Source organism: Bacillus sp. RC240 (genome assembly GCF_044907945.1).
GTDB classification, from domain to species: domain Bacteria; phylum Bacillota; class Bacilli; order Bacillales; family Bacillaceae_G; genus Bacillus_A; species Bacillus_A mycoides.
In genome coordinates, this window is the sequence record NZ_JBIYCT010000007.1 from 20712 (window position 1) to 42817 (window position 22106).

Genomic DNA, 22106 nt, shown 5'->3' on the forward strand with positions numbered 1-22106 from the left:
TCTTTTCAAGAATATATATAATGAGGAGGAAATGATTGTGAAAATCGCAATTTCTGGTGGCTCTGGCTTTATAGGCAAATCCCTTTCTAGTTTTTTTATTCAAAAGGGATTTACTGTTTACATTCTTACTCGAAAAAAAATTGCTGAAACTTCACACACTAACCTTCAATACGTACAGTGGACACCGGATTTACAGACCTTCCCTCTCTCCTCTATCGATGTAGTTATTAATCTAGCCGGAGAATCTATTAATAGTAGATGGACAAAAAAACAAAAAGAATCAATTTTAAACAGTAGAATTCAAACAACAAAAGGACTCATTAAACAATTACAAACACTTGAAACAAAGCCACACACATTTATTAATGCAAGTGCCATTGGATACTATGGGACATCTGAAACCGAATCTTTTACAGAACAGCAAGAGACTCCAGGAGATGACTTTTTAGCAAACACAGTATATTTGTGGGAGCAAGAAGCATCTAAAGCCCGCTCCATTGGAATAAGAACTGTCTACACAAGATTTGGAGTCGTATTAGGCGCAGATGGAGGAGCTCTTCCAAAAATGCTACTTCCCTATCAATTATATATCGGCGGTACACTTGGATCTGGAAACCAATGGTTATCATGGATTCATATAGACGATGTCGTTCGCATGATTGATTTCATCATTCACAAAAAAGAAATTGACGGACCTTTTAATATTACAGCGCCAACGCCAATACGGATGAAAGAGTTCGGTGAAATTATTGCCACTATAACTAGGCGACCTCATTGGCTACCTGTTCCTTCATTTGTACTTCGCGCTTTACTCGGTGAGATGAGTATACTTGTATTAGAAGGGCAACATGTATTACCCAATAAAGCTATTAAACATGGATATCAATACACATTTCCAACAGTTAACCATGCATTACAAAATATCCTCTTGCATACAATGTAGTACTTTTAAAATACAGTTTTACGGGTAGTCTATCTCCTCCAAGACTTCTTACTTTTTAAACACCGGAGCATTACTACACGAAAAACCTTTCAGTTACTTTGTCTAAACCTATTCTACACATTACAAGGTGACGGAAATGAGGTCTCTATGAAAATATTGCTCAAACAAGCCATTGTATATCCTATTACATCCCAAAAGTTTCAAGGAGATGTACTCGTTATAGGAGAACGCATTGCCGCGGTCAAACCTCATATTGATACTACTCAGGATATGACCGTTATAGATGCACGAGCTCTTCATCTCTTGCCTGGATTTATTGATGTTCATACTCACCTTGGCCTCTACGATGAAGGTACTGGTTGGGCTGGTAATGATGCAAATGAAACATCCGAAGTTTCAACACCACATATCCGTTCTTTAGACGGGATTCATCCTTTTGATATTGCATTTCAAGACGCTGTACAAAATGGTGTTACGACTGTTCACGTGATGCCCGGAAGCCAAAACATTATCGGCGGTACTACTTGCGTAATAAAAACTGCTGGAACTTGCATAGATCATATGATTATTCAGGAACCTGCTGGTTTAAAAATTGCCTTTGGAGAAAACCCTAAAAAGTTCCATAGTAACGGTACAAAAGAATCAATAACACGTATGGGAATTATGGGGTTACTTCGTGAATCATTCTATGACGCACAACACTACGGGCATGAAGCTGATTTTCGAATGCTACCTATTTTAAAAGCACTCCGCCGAGAAATACCGGTACGTATCCACGCTCACCGCGCAGATGATATCACTTCAGCTTTACGCTTTGCGACAGAATTCAATCTTGATTTACGTATTGAACATTGTACAGAAGGACACTTTATTGTTGAAGAGCTTTCGAAACACAATTTAAAAGTTTCAGTTGGACCTACTCTTACGCGACGTTCGAAAATCGAACTTAAAAACAAAACGTGGGATACTTATCATATTTTATCGAAAAATGGAGTAGAAGTTTCTATTACAACCGACCACCCTTATACACCAATTCAATATTTAAATGTTTGCGCTGCCATTGCAGTAAGAGAAGGATTAGATGAGAAAACAGCGTTGGAAGGAATCACTATTTTCCCAGCTCGAAATTTACGTTTGGAGGATAGAATTGGAAGCATTGATGTTGGAAAAGATGCTGACCTCGTGTTATGGACACATCATCCTTTCCATTATTTAGCCAAGCCTGTACTCACTATGATTGACGGAAAAATAATTTACAAAAAAAATAAAAAAAACTAGTTTATTTTTTTGACTAGATACAGTATTATACGATTATAAACTGAATGAAACCATAATCAATTTGTGTCGTGATTATCATTTTCAAATTGATGAATGGGGAAGGCAAATGGTGCGCCACCAGCGTTAGAAACTGGTTCTAGTGGGTTCGATTCCCACCCCGAAATTTTTTAAAGATTGATATAAAAATTTCGAGGGTGGGTGCTTTTTCGTCATGCTACCCTCGTGTGAGGAGGAGTTAGTGTGTTGAAAAAACGCGACTTACACGACAGCCACGTTCTATACGAATTAATGGTGGATCCTGCTGTCTTCCCTTTTGTGCGTCAAAAGGCCTATTCTTATGAAGAATATTTATTTTTAACGAAACAAACAATCGAAGCCGAAGAGCGTGGAGAATTAATCTCACGCACAATTTTAGATGAATGGGGTAACCCCATCGGCACAATTACTTTATTTGATGTGCAAGAAAAAGCTGGATTCCTCGGAACTTGGCTTGGCAAACCATATCATGGTAAAGGATATAATAAATTGGCGAAAGATTCATTTTTTAGCGAACTTTTCTATGAATTAGATATTGAAACGATTTTTATGCGTATTCGTAAAATAAATATTCGGTCTATTAAAGCTGCCGAAAAACTACAATATGTAAATCTAGCAAACGAAACAAGAAAAGCCGTTTATGATGAAATTAACGCGCATGAAGAAGTATATAATTTATATGAAATTCCAAAAGATCAGTATACACTTGCAACAATGCGAGATACAACATTCCAAGAAGCACACCAATTAAAAGAAGCGTAATCTAAAAATTCAGAAATAATAATCAATCATTACTAGTTTGACATATATGTATATCACCCCATGTCTTTGGAAACGATAGATAGTGACTTTAGGACACGAGGTGATTTGTAATGGATAAAAAGAAACATGATAAAGCAAAAAACACATTATCTAGTACACAAGAAGTTCTCTATCAGCGAGAATTTCGAAAAGCAGATCGTGCAGCGGGCTATCGCTCAAAAAGTATTTAAAGTGAAACTGAATAATTAGAAGGTTTCCCCCCTAATTATTCAGTTTCATTACATAAGATTTTCCAATGAATTAGCAAAAAAGGTTCCTTATTTATAAGGAACCTTTTTTGTGGACAACCTTATCCACAAAAACCGTAGAATTGTGCATAAATTACAAAAGTATTTTACGAATTCATTTATTTAAATGAATTCTAAACGTGAGAATTGTGGATAATTTTCTAAAAATTGTGGATTATGTGGATATAGCTGTTAATATTCCGATTTTACTGTCTAATGAAAGCGTAATCCTTTGTGGATAAAGTGAAACTTTAATCAGTGGAAGTTTTGTTTATCCCCACTGATTATTAGCCCTCACCAATCGGGCTTTTGCGGGCAGTTAATCCCCACCTAACTTCTTTGCTTTCGCTGAATTTTGAGGTAGGGGTCTTACTGCCCACAAATAGCGGGATAAGTTAATAATTCACGTTTATTTTTTTTACAACAATAAAAAAAACCCTCTTTAAATGCTTAAAAGAGGGTTTCATATTAAGTAAAAGATTCGGCAAGAACTGGTGATTTAATAGGTATATGATTCGGCTCTGCATGATTTTCTGCCAAAATTGTATCCACAATATGACCAGCTGGCTCAGGACGATAAATATTTTTCATTGCTTCTTTCATCTGAAGAAGCTTCATATCATCTTGTAATAACGCCTCTGTTTTTGCAAAAACTTCACTATCATCACGAATTACAACTGCAGCCCCTTTTTTTTCAAAATACAACGCATTTTCATTCTCTTGTCCTGGGACAGGTTTATATAAAATGACAGGTACTTGTAATGCAGCTGCTTCGCTTAATGTAATACCACCTGGCTTCGTAATCATACAAGAAGTAACACGGAACAATTCATCAATGTTTTCAACATAACCAAATACTTTTAAAGCATCAGAACCTTGTTCCTGTAGTTCCATTAAATCCTGCTTTAAAGCTTCGTTTTTCCCACAAACGACAACTACTTGTAAGTTTGGTACTGACATAAATGACTGGCATAGCTCTTTTACACTCCCTAGCACACCATGAGCACCTGCTACAATTAGTAACATCTTTTTATCCTTACATAACTGATATTTATTATATATAATTGCTGGATTTATCTTTAGCTCAAAACTGCTACGAATCGGAATCCCTGTTTCAACAATTTGTTCTGCAGGTACACCGATATCAACCATCACTTTTTTCACATGATCGGTTGCTACAAAATAACGATCTACTTCTCGATGGATCCATATTTTATGCACGCAAAAATCCGTTAATACGTTATAAACAGGAATAGAAATACCTATTTGCTTTTTCAATTCTGGTACAGCGATGATTGGAAAGGTATTAATAACAATATCCGGTTTCTCCACCTGTAATAGCGTCTTCAAACGCTTTCTCCCAAAATTCGCATACCAAGATGCTATTTTTTTATCATAAATTTTCTCTACACCATAATAAAACAAACGATATAATTCTTTTCCTACCGTATAGCTTTTTAAATATAAATATTTTGTAATATCGGTTATAACTGGATGTGATTCTCCAAACAAGTCGCATACAATTACATCTTCGATTCCTTTTTGACGAAATGTTTGTTCTAATGTTTTTGCCACTTGCACATGACCGTTACCGTAATGTGCAGTTAATATTAAAACCTTGGGGTTTTTTATCAAACAAATCCACTCCTAGCTTTTTGTTTCTCCATATTGCATATACGACAATAGGAAAAACATTTTCCTTAAAAACTACATACTCGGATTCTAATACTTTCCTGTTAGCTATGTATCTGTCGTGGATATGCAAAGCATATAAGATTGACCCCTTAATCCTATCTGTGCTCATATCTTTACATTATACTTTCCTATAAGAGCTTTCGCAATAACTTACAAATGTTCTATATTCCATAATACTCACTCTTTTACTTCTTAATTCTTTTTACTATTTTGATTTCCCTTTACAATTATGTAAATTTCTCCGCTTATTCTTTACAAAAATATGGATATTCCCTTTTCAGTATACTCTTTTCTAAATATATACTCTAGATTTTATTATGAAGAAACAAAAAGCCTAACCAAATGTTTAGGTTAGACTGCTTGTAAAATATGTTTTGCATGTTCAACATTTTCTTCTGTCGGTGGATTCACATCCGCAAGTGGATACTTATGTCCAAGTGCCTCCCATTTATAAACACCGAGCTTATGATATGGCAGCACTTCCACTTTCTTAACATTAGATAGACTTTGAATAAAGTTTGATAATTTTTGCAAATCCTCTTCACCATCGGTAACGCCGGGAACCAATACATGTCTTACCCAAATTGGTTTCTTTCTATCCGATAAATAACGAGCAAATTGTAAAATGTGTTCATTTGGTTTCCCTGTTAATTTACGATGTTTCTTTGAATCAATATGCTTCAAATCCAATAAAACTAAATCTGTATACTCCATTAAAATATCTAGCTTATTTTGGAATTCTGGTTCTTCAGAATAACAACCGCCAGAAGAATCGATTGTTGTATGGATACCAGCTTCTTTGCACTTTTTAAACAACTGGGTTAAGAAGTCTAGCTGTAATAGTGGCTCTCCACCGCTAACTGTTATACCGCCTCCAGAAGCTTCAATAAATGGAAGGTAACATGTCACATCCTGCATCACTTCTTCAACTGTTATTTCTTTACCTTTACCGATTTCCCATGTATCAGCATTATGACAATATTGACAACGTAATAAACACCCTTGTGTAAATATGACATAACGAATCCCTGGGCCATCAACAGTACCACAAGACTCTACAGAATGTATTCTTCCTTTTACCATGTTACTTCCTCCTTTATTGAAACAGCCTCCCTCCGCTATATATTAAAAGCGGAGGGACACTTTTTTCACTTACATGCTTTCATGCATTGTACGGTTTATTACATCAATTTGTTGTTCACGAGTTAATTTAATAAAGTTAACAGCGTAACCAGATACACGAATTGTTAATTGTGGATATTTTTCAGGATGCTCCATTGCATCCATTAATGTTTCACGGTTAAATACGTTAATATTTAAGTGGTGTCCTTCTTTTATTGCATATCCATCAAGCATAGATACTAAGTTGCGTACTTGTACATCATCTTCTTTACCAAGTGCTTTTGGAATAATAGAGAATGTATTTGAAATACCATCTTGTGCATCTTCATATGGTAATTTAGCTACAGATAATAATGATGCTAATGCACCTTTTGTATCACGGCCATGCATTGGGTTTGCGCCCGGTGCAAATGGTTCTCCAGTACGACGTCCATCTGGAGTGTTACCAGTTTTCTTACCGTATACAACGTTAGATGTGATTGTTAAGATTGACATTGTATGAACAGAATTACGGTATGTTTTATGTTTGCGAATCTTGTTCATAAATGTTTTCACAAGATTTACTGCGATTTCATCTACACGATCATCATTGTTACCGTATTTAGGGAAATCTCCCTCAATTTCGAAATCAACTGCAATACCATTTTCATCACGAATTGGTTTTACTTGTGCATATTTAATTGCACTTAAAGAGTCTGCTACTACAGATAATCCAGCGATACCTGTTGCCATTGTACGAAGAACATTTGTATCGTGAAGTGCCATTTCAATACGTTCATAGCTATATTTATCGTGCATATAGTGAATTACATTTAATGTATTTAAGTATAGACCAGCTAACCATTCCATTGTCATATCGAATTTACGCATAACTTCTTCATAATCTAATACTTCAGAAGTAATTGGTGCGTATTCAGGACCAACTTGTGCTTTTGACTTTTCATCTTTACCACCGTTAACCGCATATAGTAATGCTTTCGCTAAGTTTGCACGTGCTCCGAAGAACTGCATTTGTTTACCAATTCTCATTGCTGATACACAACAAGCAATACCGTAGTCATCACCGTAGTCAGCACGCATAATGTCATCATTTTCGTATTGAATTGCTGATGTTTTAATAGACATTTTTGCACAGTAGTTTTTAAAGTTCTCTGGTAATTGTTTAGACCAAAGAACTGTTAAGTTTGGTTCTGGTGCTGGTCCTAAATTATCTAATGTATGCAAGAAACGGAATGAGTTTTTTGTTACTAACGGACGACCGTCTAACGCCATACCACCGATAGATTCAGTTACCCAAGTTGGATCTCCAGAGAATAGTTCATTATAATCAGGTGTTCTTGCAAATTTCACAAGACGTAATTTCATAATGAAATGGTCAACAATTTCTTGTGCTTTTTCTTCTGTTAAAGTACCATTTGCTAAATCTCTTTCAATGTAAACATCTAAGAATGTAGAGGTACGTCCAAGGCTCATTGCTGCCCCATTTTGCTCTTTAATTGCTGCAAGATAAGCAAAGTATAACCATTGGAAGGCCTCTTGTGCATTTGTAGCTGGCTTAGAAATATCGAATCCATGAGAAGCAGCCATCTGTTTTAACTCTTGAAGTGCACGCATTTGCTCAGATAATTCTTCACGTAAACGCATTGTATCTTCGCTCATTACACCGCCAGTTAAATTATAATCAGCTTTTTTCGCTTCAATTAAATGATCTATACCATATAGCGCTACGCGGCGATAGTCACCGATAATACGTCCACGTCCATACGCATCTGGAAGACCAGTAATAACACCTGATTTACGAGCCGCTTTCATTTCTGGTGTGTATGCATCAAATACACCTTGATTATGAGTTTTACGCCAGTCTCTGAAAATCTTGCTAAGTTCTTTATCCATTTCATATCCATACGCTTCACAAGCTTGTTCTGCCATACGAATACCACCATATGGTTGTAAAGAACGTTTAAATGGTTTATCAGTTTGGAAACCGACCACTTTTTCAATATCTTTATTTAAATATCCTGGTTCATGTGATGTAATAGAAGAAACAATTTTTGTATCCATATCAAGAACGCCACCGTTTTCACGTTCCTTTGTTGTTAAATCCATTACTTGATCCCAAAGTTGTTTCGTTGCTTCAGTTGCTTCCGCTAAGAAAGAGTCTTCTCCATCGTAAACGTTTACATTATTTAAAATGAAATCGCGAACATCAATCTCTGCTTTCCATTTTTCACCTTTAAAGTTTTCCCACGCGCTTTTTACATTTTCTAATACTTGAGTCATCCTAATCTCCTCCATTTTTGATTAGTACAGGACTACGTTTTTTTATATAACAGCTTACACACTTAGAATACTACTTTTTTTCGGAAGTGGACGAAATAGTTGTGACATGTTTGTGAAATGTTGAGCAAACTACTACATACATAGTGTTAACCTCATATAAAACTCTTTAGAATTAACCCTTTCTTTAATTGTATTTTTTTGGTATTCTTATATACGAGTCCTATTTTGTAATATAAGAACGATACCCATTGTAGAGCTGTAATACTCTTATCTCCTAATCTGTTATAGTTTTTATAACAGAGCAAAAAAGTGTACATACGTTGTACACTTTTTTTGTTACCACTATAAAACATCTCTTTTTCTATTTCCATCGTAAAATCCACCACGACTGTTTGTTAATCCAATTAATTGCTCTAATCCTTCTATATGATCACCAATAATTCGAAGGACAGCTGGAGGATGACCTATTTTTGCGAAATGTTCACTGGGACGAATACGGTTCATCTTATCAACATCGACACGACTTACACAAGCAATTTCAAAACCTGAAAGTACAGCTTTCACTTGTGCTACACAAGGTGACAATAATGATTTATACCCTATTTCCTTCAAACAAGTACGACTAAACGCATTAGGTACAGCAATAAGAGAGCCTACTCCTAAATCTTTTCTATCACAAGCTAAATTTAATGCATATTTAAATGCTGTTACAAGATGAAGTGGTACTCTCAAATCTAAATAATGATTTAAATCATTTAATGCGACATCCGTTCCATCTGCAATAGCTTTTGCAAAGGGATATAGCTCACTAGCTGGAATAACAAAGTCACCGTCTATAAATAAAACAATTTCTCCTTTTGCAAAATAAGTTCCAAGCGAACGCCCCACATCGTTTCCAAGTGCTTCTTTATACACAATTGTTGTTGCTCCCTTGTCTTTTGCAATTGTTGCCGTTTTATCGGACGAACCATTTACAACAACGATGATTTCAAAAGGTTCAATTTTGCGAAGCTCTTCTATAACGTTTCCAATTGTTTTCTCTTCATTTTGCACAGGAATAATTACCGATAATTGCTCTCCTTTATACAAATTAGATGTAACGCCCCATCCTTGATAAAAATCTTCAAAATTTAGAGTATGATAGACACTCTCTCTTTTCCTATTTCCATCATAATATCCTCCGCGCCCATCGCTGCCTAATATCCGCTCTGCTACAGCTTCTATATGATCACCTATCATTCGTTTTTCAGATTGAGAAAGATCCGTGCCATATGCAGCATGCTCGAATGGACGAAATTTATTTGGCGTAATAACGTCAATTGCACAATGACGACTAATTCTCCATTTACTTTGTGCTAGGCGTAGATGAGCCACAATAGGATTAACAAAACATTCGTCTCCAATACTTTGCACAACTTCCTTCGTCAGCGCATGAGGTACAGATAATAAAGAATCAATTTTTAATTCTTCACGCTCTAACATTGCATTTAATATTTGGCGCCATACTGTCACGGAGTGCGGTTTTTGTTTCTTTAAAAATAATGCGTCCAAATTATTTAAAACGATGTCCGCCTGATCATGCAAAATCGGATTAAGGAATAATTGTAATTTTGAAGTTTGAATAGCAAAATCTCCATCTACAAACAGTAATACATCACCTATCGCATGTTTTGCACCAACTGCGCGTCCAACGTCGTTACCAAGTGACTCTTTATGCTGGATTACTGTACATCCTAAGCTCTCAGCAATCGCTTCTGTACCATCATTACAACCATTTGCTACTACAATAATCTCTACTGGATTCAATGGTTTTACCGATTGAACCACATCTGAAATCGTATCCACTTCATTACATACGGGAATAATAACTGATAACGACTTAGCCATTGTTTTCTTCACGAAACCATTTAATAGTTTCTTTCAATCCTTGTTCCCACGTTACTTTCGCTTGAAACTGAACGAGTTCTCTTAATTTCGTTACGTCTGGTCTTCTATTTGGAATCTCTTCAAATCCATGTGGATATACTTCCTCAAATGGAACGTGCACAATTTTGGAAATAGACTTCGTTAATTTTTTTATATCTTCCGCTACTACCCTTATATTTTTTTCATTCTCAGAACCTATATTAATAATTTCACCATTTACCTTCTCATCCATTGCACGAATTGTTGCCTCGACCGCATCACTTACATACGTAAAGCAGCGTGTCTGCTTTCCATCTCCATACACGAGAATATCGTCACCTTGCAAAGCCGCACGAATAAATCGTGGAATTACTCCTGCGTACGGACCATCTTTCGCTCTTGGACCATAAATATTAAAATAACGAACAATCGTTACAGGTAAACCTTCTAATGCGTACCCTAAACATAATGTTTCCTCTAACGTTTTACAAATTGCATAACTCCAACGTATTTTGGAAGTTGCACCGTATAAACGATCTCCTTCTTCAGAGAATGGCGGCTCTCCCTTTCCATATACTTCAGAAGTAGATGCAAATACTACTTTCTTCTTCCCTTTTAACGCTGCTTGTAAAATATTTCTCGTTCCATCGAAATTTGTTTCAATAAGCTCTACACTTTTTTCCATTGTAGTTTTGACTCCCAAAATTGCAGCTAAATGAAACACCACATCATGTTGATTCACTAATTCATAAATTGAATTTTTATCTAAAACGCTTATTGGAATAACCCGGAGCTCTTTCATTAACTCATTATGATATTTATTTTTTCCTTTATAGAAGTTATCCACAATAGTAACTTCATAACCTCTTTTCACCAACTCTTCAGCTAAATGCGAACCAATAAATCCTGCTCCACCTGTAATTAAACATTTTTCACTCATACACTCACCTTCTTTACGATTCCACGTGTATCTATTAATCGCTCAATCCCTTTAAAAAGATTCCAATCGATACTAGAGTGATCCGTTACAATTAAAATACAATCTGCTTGTTTAATTCTTTTTTCATCTAATGGAACAGATTGATATAGTGTATCTCCAATTTTCGCTGTAGAAATATACGGATCATGATATTCTATCTTGTATCCTTCTTTTATTAATAATTGAATAATTGGCAACGCCGGTGATTCTCTCAAATCATTTACATCTTTCTTATATGCAATCCCTACTATTAAAACCGTTGCGGGTGATTGCACCACACCTTTTACTTTCCCGATTATTTTCGCTGGCATTTCTTCATTAATTACATGTGCTGCCTCAATTAATTGACTAATTGCTCCAGCCTTTCTTATTCTCCATTGAAAATATAAAGGATCTACCGGAATACAGTGTCCTCCTATTCCTGGTCCTGGCCAATACGGAGTAAATCCAAACGGTTTTGTAGATGCCGCTTCAAGCACCTCATAAAAATTAATATTCAAACTTTCACAAAGTATATTTAACTCATTTACTAATGAAATATTAACTAAGCGCTGAATATTTTCAAATAGCTTACACATCTCGGCCACTTTCGGAGAGCTAACTGGAACGACTACATCAAATATAGTGCTATACAAATCCTGTACTTTTTGTTTACACTGCTCGGTTTGTCCACTAATAACTTTTGGAATTGTTTCAACTGAATACTGGCTATTCGCTGGATCAATTCGCTCTGGAGAATACCCAATATAATAATCTTCTCCTACCTTTTTACCTGTTTGAGAAATAATCGGAATGATAACTTCCTCCAGTGTACCTGGATATGTGGAGCTTTCAAAAATGAAGGTTTGTCCTTTTTGAAGGTTTTGTTGTATATAATGGGAGGCTGAAATGAGGGCACTTAAATCTGGTTCTTTCTGCTCATTAATTGGGGTTGGCACGGTCACAATAACATAATCGCTACGCTTAAAATCCGCAACACCTTTATCTGGTGTATTCACTATTAATCTTCTTTCGTTTATTAAGCCTTGTAATACTTTAGAAGAAACATCAGGAATATAACTTTCTCCTTTAATTATTGATTCTATCTTCCTAGTATCTTTATCTAATCCCAGTACAGCATGTCCTCTTTCTGCAAAAAGGACCGCTAAAGGAAGGCCAACATATCCTAATCCAATAATGGTTACTTTACTACTAGCATTCATCTATATTCTCTTCTTCCCTTCTCAATTGTAGTATTATATCTCTATCCCTTTCTCCGTCTGTAAAACTCCCGCGCTCATTCGTATGTTGTAATAAATAAGCAATCGCCTCAAGCTGATCACCGAAAATACGATCGAATGCAGGAATTCGTCCATTTACAAACCCATGCTGCTCTGGACGTACTCGATTTGTTTTTATAACATCTACAAATTCCACTGCTGTAATAGAGCATTCTTCTAAAATAGCTTTCATTTGAGCTAGTGGTGGAATGATAAGAGAATCATATCCAATTTTCTCTATTACCTTTTTATGCATAGCATGTGGCACTGCCGTTAATGAATTGTTCCATAAATCTGGTCGTTTCGCTACCAAATTCACGAAATATTTCCCCATACTAATTGGATCTGCCGGGTGAAACATATCTAACAAACATTGCAAATCATTTAACGCCACATCATTTCCGTCTTCAATAGCATGCAAAAATGGAATTAGCTTTTTTGCCGGTATAGCAAAATCACCATCAACAAATAAACAAATATCTGCCGTAGCATGCATAGCCCCTATCGCTCGTGCTACATTATGTCCAAGTGCCTTCGCGAATTCAACTACAATAACATTCTCTAGCTTTGCTTGTTTAATTGTCTCGGCATCTGCTCCATTCGCAACAACTATAATTTCATCTACACCTGCTTTTTTCACTTCCTGTATGACAGATCTTATAGTCATTTTTTCTTCTGATACGGGTATAATAGCACTGTATTTCGCTTTTTCCTTTTGTAATAAAACTGGTTTATACTTCCCTATAAACTCTCTATCCCTGTTTCCCTCCGAAAAACCGCCACGTTTACCATATGTTTCGATTACGTATTGCAAAGCACGTAAATGATCGCCCATAATGCGACTAGTCGCTTTCGGATAAGGAGAACCAGGTGATGTACCAGTATGCACAGGACGAACTTTATTTGTATGAATTACATCAACCGAAGCCATATCGACAATATCTACTCCTCTAGACATCGCCATCGCTTGAAATAGCGCTGGATCTGCTAAGTTCCACCACCCAAGATTCTGAATAATTTCCCTACTCATCGCATGTGGAATTGCGATTAAAGAACCAACAACAAGCTCTTTTTTATTCAAATAACGATTCAACATGAATTTTCCAACTGTCGTATAGTGTGGTCTCATCTTTAAATAAACAGACCATGTTAAATTATTCACAACAATTTGGTGCCCTTGCTGAACTCCTTTCACGAAACGTTGTAGCTCTTTACTCTCAATAACGATGTCACCATCTAAAAACAATACAATTTCACCTTTTGCTTCTCTAGCTCCAATTGCCCTTCCTACATCATTACCAAGAGAATGTTTATAATAAATCACATGGCAACTATGCTGTAATGCGACTTCATTCGTTCCATCTGTCGATCCATTATCTACTACAATAATTTCATACGGCTTCAGCTTCTCCACTTCTACTAAAACTTGTGATAAAGTACTTGCTTCATTATGCGCTGGAATAACAACTGATATTCTCATACTTGTATCACTCTTACCCTTCCAAGCGAACATAAGCAATAATAGGAATACGCACAAGTACATCTTCAGGTGGTCCATAAGAAGGAGATGTACGAACACTTACTGCCCCGTCCGTAACAGATAAAAGAATACCTGCAACAATTTCAACAGCTGTCACAACTTGCACTAATTCACCAACATGGTTACGCAATTCATCAGTAAATAACATATATAAGTCTCCTTTCTTACACTTCTTTCATTGATATAATACTTGTAAATGGTAATAAAACTTCAGTTCCTATTCCTTCTTGCAGCGTTAAGAAATCGTCACCAACTGCTACAATAACACCTATTAACTGTCCAACTGTCACAGTAATTTCTACGTTTTTACCTAAATATTGCTTTGCAATTTCCTTAAAAGGTGATGTATTGCATTCTTTTAAAATGTTACAAATAATAGATTGAAATTGACTTGATTCTATAAACTCTTCCGTAGCTTGCTTAGAATTTCTTTGAATAAATCTCGCAAAGTTTTGTGAAAATAAAAGTCGTTCCACAGCAGGCAGTAACTTATTATCTAAAAAATAATCTAATTGTCTATTAAACAATCTCGATAACTTTTTCCAATACTTACCGAACAGACACATACACTTCTCCTCCTATTATTTTTAAATTATAAAAAATACATCCATACATCTTAATCTATACAAAACAGGCTTTTTTTGTGATAGGTAAGACATACATTTTCTAAAAGAAATAATTGTTTCAGAGCATAAAAAAAGATAGATGGTTTCCCATCTATCTCTTTGTTAATCTTTAATTTTTAATTGTCACAATGGCAGCTACGCCGTAATATACCGCTCTTGATAATTCTGCTTGTCCGGATATAGAAGCTGTAACAAGGGATCCACCACTTGCCGAAAAATATTTTGCAGCTTCTAACGGAATACCATCTTCTTTCACATCAATATGTGTTCCATCTTGCCAGTCTATTTTCTGCATTGTTGCTGAAAAGTCCCCAGTCACTTTACCAATTTCCTTACCATTCATCTCTAAAAATATCCATTCCCATTTTGTTAAACTTAGTACTTGTTTCAACTCTCCAATTTTCTTTCCATTTACACTATAAAATATATAGAAGTTACGCACGCCCATCTTCTTTTGAACACGCAGCAACCTTTCTCCCGATTGATTATATAAATAAAATTGTTGCTTATGTAGTCCCTTAAAAAGAAAAGAAAGTGCACCTTTCCATATACTTTGAATAACGGAATTATACTCTTCTTTTAAAAACCCTACTGCACTGCCATCTAATCCAAAGTACGTTATTACTTGAAATACCCCTACCTCTCTACGAACAACGAACTTTTGTTGTTCAAATAATCTAGAGCTCCCTATATTACAATTATCCTGTCTAAGCATTTTTGCTCTTCGTTTTTCTATAAAACTATATATTAGTAATCCAAACGCTGGTAGCAAAATACCTATTAATTTCAGAATTTCTTTATCTGAAGTGAATATTGTTCCTTTTTTATATTCCATAACTAATCCAATTACAACGATAATCCATACAATGATAGCTATAAACAAAGTTCGTTTCGCATTGCGTGCATGATGCTTATGTATACTCATAAACCTCCCCCTTTTCCATTTATTTCATTATCGCACCGCACATATATTTCCTCAATGCAAAAAAAACTATCCAAAAGGACAGTCTTTTACACTTCTATATTTCGTAACATCGTATAAATGTCGTTATTCACTTTACCAAATGATTTAATGTTATTTTGAATGTTAGATAATAAAACCACATATACACTACCATTTTTACTAAAACCATTTAAGCAATTCCAACCTGGCATTACACCGTGATTTGAATAGCTTCCTGGATCTACATACCAGCCAAATCCATAATCCTTTTTCACGGCTGTAAACATTTGATTATAACTCTCTTTTGAAATTAATTTTCCAGAAAAGAGTGCTTCATTAAATAAATATAAATCATGCGCGCTCGTATATATATCACCACAACCATATAGTTGTGACATGCTCGGAATATTAGGTGTTGTCATATTGTTATTCACTATTTTATAACCCGTTGATGGGAATCTTGTTTGTTCCAACGCTGTACCGAAACCAGAATGTTTCATACCCGCAGTCGCAAAAATATGTTGTTTTATATATTCTTCGAGCGACTGTCCACTTACCTTCTCAGCAATGTAAGCAAGTATAGAGTAGTTCGAATCTGAATACTTCCATTTCTCTCCTGGTCCTGCAATACGCTTTTGGTTTCCTATTCGTTTTATCAACTCTTCATGAGAAATATCTTCTTTTCCCTGCTCATACTCTGGAATCCCTGATGTATGTGTTAATAAATGTTTTAGCTGAATGCTATTACCTTGCGGAAAATCTGGAATATACTTTGCAACCGTATCCTCTACTTGCAACTTATTTTGATCTTTGAGTTGCATAATAGCCGTCGCTACAAATGCCTTTGAAATAGAGCCAATATAAAAGGTCGTCTCTGAATTATTCGGCACTTGCTTCTCTTTATTAGCCATGCCGTATCCTTTATTCACAAGAACTTTCCCATTCTTCACAATAACAGCTGTCCCACTAAATCCCATGCTCTGTAAATATTGATCCAATTGAGCGTTTTCATTAATTTCTTGAGGCGGTCCCTCAGCAGGTTTCTCTATAACTTGCGCCTGTTTTATCTGTTCTTCCTGTTCTTTTTGTTTTCTTTGTTTTTCAGCTTCTTGCCTTTTCACTTCTTCTATCTTTTTTATCTCTTCTTGCTTCTTCATTTCTGCTGCTGCTTTTAAAGTTTCCTCTTTTTTATTATGCGCAACAATTTTTGTATACATGAAATATACAAGTGAAAATAGTAGGACGAGAATGATTGTTCTTTTTATGTATACAATCGGACGACGTACTTTCCCATTAACAGTATTTTTTTCCTGATCCATGATTACCTTTTTCCCCTTATTTACCGATAATTTAATTCATCTACACAAGACTTTCTCCAAATCATTTCAATAGATTATAGACATTCCATTCTATGTCATCCCTACTTTATCACGCGCTGAACATATTACCAACCTATATGTATAAAAAAGAAAAAGAAAATTTACAAAAGTAAGATTCCCTTTAAAATTTCAACATAATAAAAGAGGATATCCTGTAAAAGACTGGTGTTATCAATCTTTTTGGATATCCTCTTATCTAACTATTTATACGTGTTTTTTCATATCATCGGCAACAGATTCAACATTTGTACCTACGATAACTTGTACACTTGTGTTACTTAATTTCATAACGCCTTTTGCACCTGCGCGTTTTAATGCTGGTTCATTTACTAAACTTGCATCTTTCACTTGTAAGCGTAAACGCGTTGCACAGTTATCAATAACTGCTAAGTTTTCTTTTCCGCCTAAAGCTGCTACGTAAGTTTCACCAATTGAACCTGCAACTGGTGCATCACCCTCTTCAGCTAACTCATCGTCATCTTCACGACCAGGAGTTTTCAAGTCGAACTTCTTAATTAAGAAGTAGAATACTGCAAAATAAATTGCTGCATAAATTAAACCGATTCCTGCTAATAATACAGGTTTTGTTGCAATACCGAAGTTTAAAACGTAATCGATTGCACCGGCACTAAATGAGAAACCATCATGAATGCCAAGTGTTGTTGTAATGAATAAAGAAAGACCTGTTAATACTGCATGAATACCATATAGTACTGGAGATAAGAACATGAATGAGAATTCAATTGGTTCTGTAATACCAGTTAAGAATGAAGTTAATGCTAGGCCACCTAACATACCTGTAACCATTTTACGTTTTTCTGGTTTCGCAGCCGCAATCATTGCGAAACATGCTGCCGGTAAACCGAACATCATGATTGGGAAGAAACCAGTCATAAACATACCTGCTGATGGATCTTTTGCGAAGAAGCGTGCAATATCACCATGAACGATATCACCAGCTGCGTTTGTAAAGTCACCAAGTACAAACCAGAAGTATGTATTCATTACGTGGTGTAAACCGATTGGAATTAATAAACGGTTTAATAATCCGAATAAACCAGCACCAACTGAACCTAAGTTTACGATACCGTGTGCTACTGAATCAATACCACTTTGAATTGTTGGCCAAATTTGACCGAATACTAATCCTAAAAGAAGCATTACAATTGAAGTAATGATTGGTACGAAACGTTTCCCCGCAAAGAAACCTAACCATTCTGGTAATTTAATCTTATGGAATTTGTTATATAGTAATCCAGCAACAACCCCAGCAATAATACCACCAAGTATGGCCATATTTATTTTTGGCGTTAACGCCGCTGCTTTTGAAACTTTTGTCATTGTATCTGCTAATTTAGTTGGATCTGCTGAACCGACTAAATCCTGAACACTTTTCAATTTATCATTCAGCTCTGCTGCTGAATATGCCTTACTTAGAGCGTTCGTTGTATTTTGTAAAACAAGATATCCGATTGCCCCAGCAAGTCCTGCTGCTCCACTACCATCAATAGACAAACCTATTGCAACACCAATTGCAAAAATAAGTGCTAAATTATCAAAAATTGCTGCACCGGCCTGTGCCATAACAGGAATATTAAATACATCTTCTTGCCCTAAACGAAGCAATAATCCTGCTGCTGGTAGCACTGCGATTGGAAGCATTAACGCTTTACCAATACGTTGTAAAAACTGCAACATTTTAATTCCCCCTATCAAATTTATGAAATCGTTATCATTATAAGTACGCCTTAGAAAACGCTTTCTATTTACATAACCATAATAACATATAGTTGTATAGATGTGTAGTTTTTATTTCCGAACTTTTTATGGATAAATCTCCTATTTCCAAACTGTTATATAAAAGGAAAATTCTCCTTTTTTAACACGGAATAATCGAAACTGAAGACTCACTATAGAACATTCAACTTTCGTTTTATCATTCCACTTTTTCATGTTATTATTTATTTCCGAGCATATCGGGAAAAGTAAAATTAGTTAATTCGAAATAGGAGCGTTGGTACTATGCAGTGCATTGAAACAAACAACTTACAGCAGTTGTTAGAACAAGTAAAACCATATACGAAAAAAGGAAAACTTGCTACTTATATCCCCGAACTAGGAAATGCAAATCCAGATGATCTAGGGATTGCTATTTTTCATAAAGAAACAGAATATATCCATGCTGGTAACTCACAAACACTATTTACTCTTCAAAGTATTTCTAAAGTAATTACACTTGCCCTTGCCCTTTTAGACCGTGGTGAAGAATATGTATTTTCTAAAGTTGGAATGGAACCAACTGGTGACCCATTTAATTCTATTATTAAGCTTGAAACGACAAGTTCTTCCAAGCCTCTTAATCCAATGATTAATGCAGGTGCATTAGCTATTACAAGTATGCTAGCTGGTAATGATAACGAGGAGAAGATGGAACGCATTCTTCAATTTGTGCGTGATATAACAGACAATCCTACTATTAGTTATTCTTCTAAAGTTGCCACTTCTGAATTAGAAACAGCTTACTTAAACCGTTCACTTTGTTACTATATGAAACAAAATGGCATCATCGATAACGATATTGAAGAACTTATGGATTTATATACGCGTCAATGTGCAATTGAGGTTAACTGTATCGATCTAGCACGTATTGGTTTAATCTTTGCAATGGATGGATATGATCCTTATAAAAAGAAACAGATCATCCCTAAACATATTACGAAAATTTGTAAAACATTTATGGTTACTTGCGGGATGTATAATGAATCTGGTGAATTTGCAATTCGTGTTGGAATCCCTGCAAAAAGTGGTGTAGCGGGCGGAATTTTCGGCTGCGTAAAAGGCGAAATGGGAATCGGTATTTTCGGACCAGCTTTAGATGCAAACGGAAATAGTATCGCTGGTTTTAAAATTCTTGAATTACTTTCTGCCCAAGAAGGTTGGAGTATGTTTTAATTTAGAAGTTATCCTGCTATATTGGCAGGATTTTTTATTTCACAAAAATCCGTTCTACTAGGCATCAACACACTTCAAAAAACAGTAATAAAAGTTCTCTTTATTATGCATATTTGCTCCCCCCTCCTGAATAATATAGTACAACCTAGCGCTGTATGTGGAGGTGTAAAAGATGAAACTCATATTTCAAATGGAGAAACAACCTGTTCTCGAAAAAACAATTCTTCTTTTCATATTGAGTATTGTAGAAAGTTTGAAACTAAAAGTTGTTTCACTCGATGAAGCTCACCGATACATATTCAATTTAGAAGTGCTTGAACTATTAATGGATCGGAACATCGATGATCAAGTACTAGAACTTATTCATTTCGGAATGGGACTTGAAGACATTTACCATGTACTTCCCGAAGAACTTGAGCATAGTATCGAAGAACTGAAATGGCTTTGTATTCAAGTTTTAAGTGAGTACAGTATGCATGATGATGAATGTGCACAACTAATTGAAGATATACGCTAAAAAGCACCTATGCAGGTGCTTTTACTTTTTTAAACCTTTTTACACACAAAAATTTGTATAATACTTACAATCTTTCATTACCGTGAAAAGATTTCACGTCGATATATGCAATTTCTTAGTGTATTTCCAAGGAAATACTCGAATACTGTTTTCCCTATCATTCTTACAACAATTGATCAATTCCAATAAGAATTAATAACACACCTGCAATTATAGTTGCCCATTTCCCTAAGTATTCAGCTAAAAATCTTTTACCAACATACGTAAAACCACTAATACAAATAAAACTAAAAACTCCAGAAATACATGCCGTAAGCCAAAGATTTAAATTTGTTACTCCAGCATCAAATCCACCTGCAATATTGTTTATGGACAATGCAACTCCTAAAACAATTGCTTCAGAAAAACTAATTGTTTTAGAACCATCAAAATCTGCTTTTTCTGGATCACGTAAAACCCCCATAAGTACACTACTATCTTTAGATTCTACGGTATCTTTTTGACTCAAGAAAGGCTGACATAAAATAAACACCCCGATTATTCCTAAAACTATTGCTCCAATAATGTTTGCTGTGAACTCTGAAATAAATAATGCGATCCAATTCCCAAAAAATCCAGCTAGTAAAGTAAATAAAAATCCAAAAAATGCGATGATAAAATTATTAAGCCACGAAATTCTAATTTTACGAATGCCATATGCAATCCCAACACCTGCATTATCTAAATTAGACGCAATCCCGATTAAAAAAATTGAAAATAAACCTGCCGTACTCATCGTACAGTCACCCCTTTTCTCACTTTTCATTGCATATTATGAAAATGTTGAGCAACTGTGCCTGTCTGTTTCATATACTTGTAATAAATGCTCAACATTTTTTCAACGATAGACAATAGAAAAGGAGTGCCTACATTATGCCCAATGAAAATCCAAATGAGCGGCTCGGTAAATTAATAAAGAAACTGTTAAAGGAGCGGGCTCTATCTATGCGCCAACTAGGAACACTTACAAATATTGATCCTGCAACAATTTCAAGAATAATTAATGGCAAACAACAACCGAAGCAAAACCATTTACAAAAATTCGCAAACTGTCTACAAGTTCCACCGCAATTATTACTTGATGAAATGTACCCTGACTCTCCACACATAAATAAGGAAAAAGCAGATATGTACACATCTCTCGATACAATTCAACAAACATTACAATCCTCTAACCTATTCGACTTCGAATACACAACAACTCGTGTAAAACAAGAACTTGAAAATTACGAGCGCTATGCTCAAACTACTGAAGGCGAAAAACGTATTCACGAGAGTTTCAAAAGTAAAATAGAACAAATTGATAGTGCTGGTCCTTTCATTGAGCAATTAACAAATATGTACCAACAATTTTGTACAGAAACCATTTCAACCGAAGAGCGTGCAATTATTGGGGGTGCCTTACTATATTTCATTTTATCAACAGACATTATCCCCGATTATCTTTTTCCAATCGGCTATTTAGATGATGCGATTGCCGTTGAATTAGCTAAAGAGAAATTAATTGAAATAAAACGAAAAACATAGAAAAATAAAGAACTATTTCAGTTGTTTATGTTCAACT

The 22106-nt window shown here is 35.4% G+C and carries 21 protein-coding genes; 7 read left to right on the plus strand and 14 right to left on the minus strand.

Annotation, left to right across the window (positions count from 1 at the left end; all coding sequences use genetic code 11):
* The first annotated feature begins 37 nt into the window (after nucleotides 1-37).
* From ABH955_RS20810 to ABH955_RS20825, 4 genes are all read left to right on the plus strand, one after another.
* Nucleotides 38-943: a TIGR01777 family oxidoreductase gene (locus ABH955_RS20810; protein ID WP_002140287.1), complete on the plus strand. Its 906-nt coding sequence runs from the start codon at nucleotides 38-40 to the stop codon at nucleotides 941-943.
* Nucleotides 944-1090: 147 nt separating this feature from the next.
* A complete protein-coding gene (locus ABH955_RS20815) occupies nucleotides 1091-2221 on the plus strand; it encodes an amidohydrolase (protein WP_002010318.1) in 1131 nt (376 codons plus the stop codon).
* A 240-nt stretch (nucleotides 2222-2461) separates the two neighbouring features.
* Entirely contained in the window at nucleotides 2462-3019 is a 558-nt protein-coding gene (locus tag ABH955_RS20820; RefSeq protein ID WP_002091129.1) for a GNAT family N-acetyltransferase, read from the plus strand.
* A 110-nt stretch (nucleotides 3020-3129) separates the two neighbouring features.
* Entirely contained in the window at nucleotides 3130-3249 is a 120-nt protein-coding gene (locus ABH955_RS20825) for a YfhE family protein (RefSeq protein WP_078178179.1), read from the plus strand.
* A 525-nt stretch (nucleotides 3250-3774) separates the two neighbouring features.
* Here the strand turns inward: ABH955_RS20825 and ABH955_RS20830 are convergent.
* The 13 genes from ABH955_RS20830 to nagE all read right to left on the minus strand — a co-directional run bounded on the left by ABH955_RS20830 (nucleotide 3775) and on the right by nagE (nucleotide 18732).
* Nucleotides 3775-4941, minus strand: coding sequence for a diglucosyl diacylglycerol synthase (locus ABH955_RS20830; RefSeq protein WP_404457945.1), 1167 nt, complete (start codon nucleotides 4939-4941; stop codon nucleotides 3775-3777).
* 411 nt (nucleotides 4942-5352) lie between these two features.
* A complete protein-coding gene (gene pflA, locus ABH955_RS20835) occupies nucleotides 5353-6084 on the minus strand; it encodes a pyruvate formate-lyase-activating protein (RefSeq protein WP_002010313.1) in 732 nt (243 codons plus the stop codon).
* 69 nt (nucleotides 6085-6153) lie between these two features.
* On the minus strand, nucleotides 6154-8403 hold the full coding sequence (gene pflB, locus ABH955_RS20840; protein WP_404449270.1) for a formate C-acetyltransferase: 2250 nt from the start codon (nucleotides 8401-8403) through the stop codon (nucleotides 6154-6156).
* A 152-nt stretch (nucleotides 8404-8555) separates the two neighbouring features.
* Nucleotides 8556-8774, minus strand: a complete 219-nt coding sequence (locus ABH955_RS20845) for a hypothetical protein (protein ID WP_002125049.1) — start codon at nucleotides 8772-8774, stop codon at nucleotides 8556-8558.
* Nucleotides 8746-10290 (minus strand): glycosyltransferase family 2 protein, encoded by a 1545-nt coding sequence (locus tag ABH955_RS20850; RefSeq protein ID WP_404491619.1) that lies wholly within the window; start codon nucleotides 10288-10290, stop codon nucleotides 8746-8748. Before ABH955_RS20850 ends, ABH955_RS20845 begins: the two co-directional genes overlap by 29 nt.
* Nucleotides 10283-11248 (minus strand): NAD-dependent epimerase/dehydratase family protein, encoded by a 966-nt coding sequence (locus tag ABH955_RS20855; RefSeq protein WP_002140285.1) that lies wholly within the window; start codon nucleotides 11246-11248, stop codon nucleotides 10283-10285. Before ABH955_RS20855 ends, ABH955_RS20850 begins: the two co-directional genes overlap by 8 nt.
* The gene (locus tag ABH955_RS20860; RefSeq protein WP_404449273.1) at nucleotides 11245-12489 is read right to left on the minus strand and encodes a nucleotide sugar dehydrogenase; all 1245 of its coding nucleotides are present in this window, start codon (nucleotides 12487-12489) and stop codon (nucleotides 11245-11247) included. Before ABH955_RS20860 ends, ABH955_RS20855 begins: the two co-directional genes overlap by 4 nt.
* The gene (locus tag ABH955_RS20865) at nucleotides 12479-14026 is read right to left on the minus strand and encodes a glycosyltransferase family 2 protein (protein WP_050000841.1); all 1548 of its coding nucleotides are present in this window, start codon (nucleotides 14024-14026) and stop codon (nucleotides 12479-12481) included. Before ABH955_RS20865 ends, ABH955_RS20860 begins: the two co-directional genes overlap by 11 nt.
* Before the next feature lie 13 nt (nucleotides 14027-14039).
* A complete protein-coding gene (locus tag ABH955_RS20870; RefSeq protein WP_002029614.1) occupies nucleotides 14040-14234 on the minus strand; it encodes an LSm family protein in 195 nt (64 codons plus the stop codon).
* Between the two features lie 16 nt (nucleotides 14235-14250).
* Nucleotides 14251-14652 carry an LSm family protein gene (locus ABH955_RS20875; RefSeq protein ID WP_050000840.1) on the minus strand — a complete coding sequence of 134 codons (402 nt, stop codon included), beginning with the start codon at nucleotides 14650-14652 and terminating at the stop codon, nucleotides 14251-14253.
* Between the two features lie 169 nt (nucleotides 14653-14821).
* Nucleotides 14822-15637 (minus strand): hypothetical protein, encoded by an 816-nt coding sequence (locus ABH955_RS20880; protein WP_002029609.1) that lies wholly within the window; start codon nucleotides 15635-15637, stop codon nucleotides 14822-14824.
* A gap of 86 nt (nucleotides 15638-15723) precedes the next feature.
* Nucleotides 15724-16974, minus strand: a complete 1251-nt coding sequence (locus ABH955_RS20885) for a serine hydrolase domain-containing protein (protein WP_002010295.1) — start codon at nucleotides 16972-16974, stop codon at nucleotides 15724-15726.
* A 264-nt stretch (nucleotides 16975-17238) separates the two neighbouring features.
* Nucleotides 17239-18732, minus strand: coding sequence for an N-acetylglucosamine-specific PTS transporter subunit IIBC (gene nagE, locus ABH955_RS20890; protein ID WP_061674657.1), 1494 nt, complete (start codon nucleotides 18730-18732; stop codon nucleotides 17239-17241).
* Between the two features lie 324 nt (nucleotides 18733-19056).
* On the opposite strand from nagE, the gene glsA reads away from it, so the two are divergent.
* Both glsA and ABH955_RS20900 read left to right on the plus strand, forming a co-directional pair.
* Nucleotides 19057-19986, plus strand: a complete 930-nt coding sequence (glsA, locus tag ABH955_RS20895) for a glutaminase A (protein ID WP_002151698.1) — start codon at nucleotides 19057-19059, stop codon at nucleotides 19984-19986.
* 172 nt (nucleotides 19987-20158) lie between these two features.
* Nucleotides 20159-20503: a DUF3969 family protein gene (locus tag ABH955_RS20900; RefSeq protein ID WP_002091149.1), complete on the plus strand. Its 345-nt coding sequence runs from the start codon at nucleotides 20159-20161 to the stop codon at nucleotides 20501-20503.
* A 163-nt stretch (nucleotides 20504-20666) separates the two neighbouring features.
* On the opposite strand, the gene ytaF is transcribed toward ABH955_RS20900, so the two are convergent.
* Nucleotides 20667-21278, minus strand: a complete 612-nt coding sequence (ytaF, locus tag ABH955_RS20905) for a sporulation membrane protein YtaF (RefSeq protein ID WP_002091150.1) — start codon at nucleotides 21276-21278, stop codon at nucleotides 20667-20669.
* A gap of 137 nt (nucleotides 21279-21415) precedes the next feature.
* Here ytaF and ABH955_RS20910 point away from each other — a divergent pair, with 137 nt between their 5' ends.
* Nucleotides 21416-22069 carry a helix-turn-helix domain-containing protein gene (locus ABH955_RS20910; RefSeq protein WP_002091151.1) on the plus strand — a complete coding sequence of 218 codons (654 nt, stop codon included), beginning with the start codon at nucleotides 21416-21418 and terminating at the stop codon, nucleotides 22067-22069.
* The last annotated feature ends 37 nt before the right edge of the window (nucleotides 22070-22106 follow it).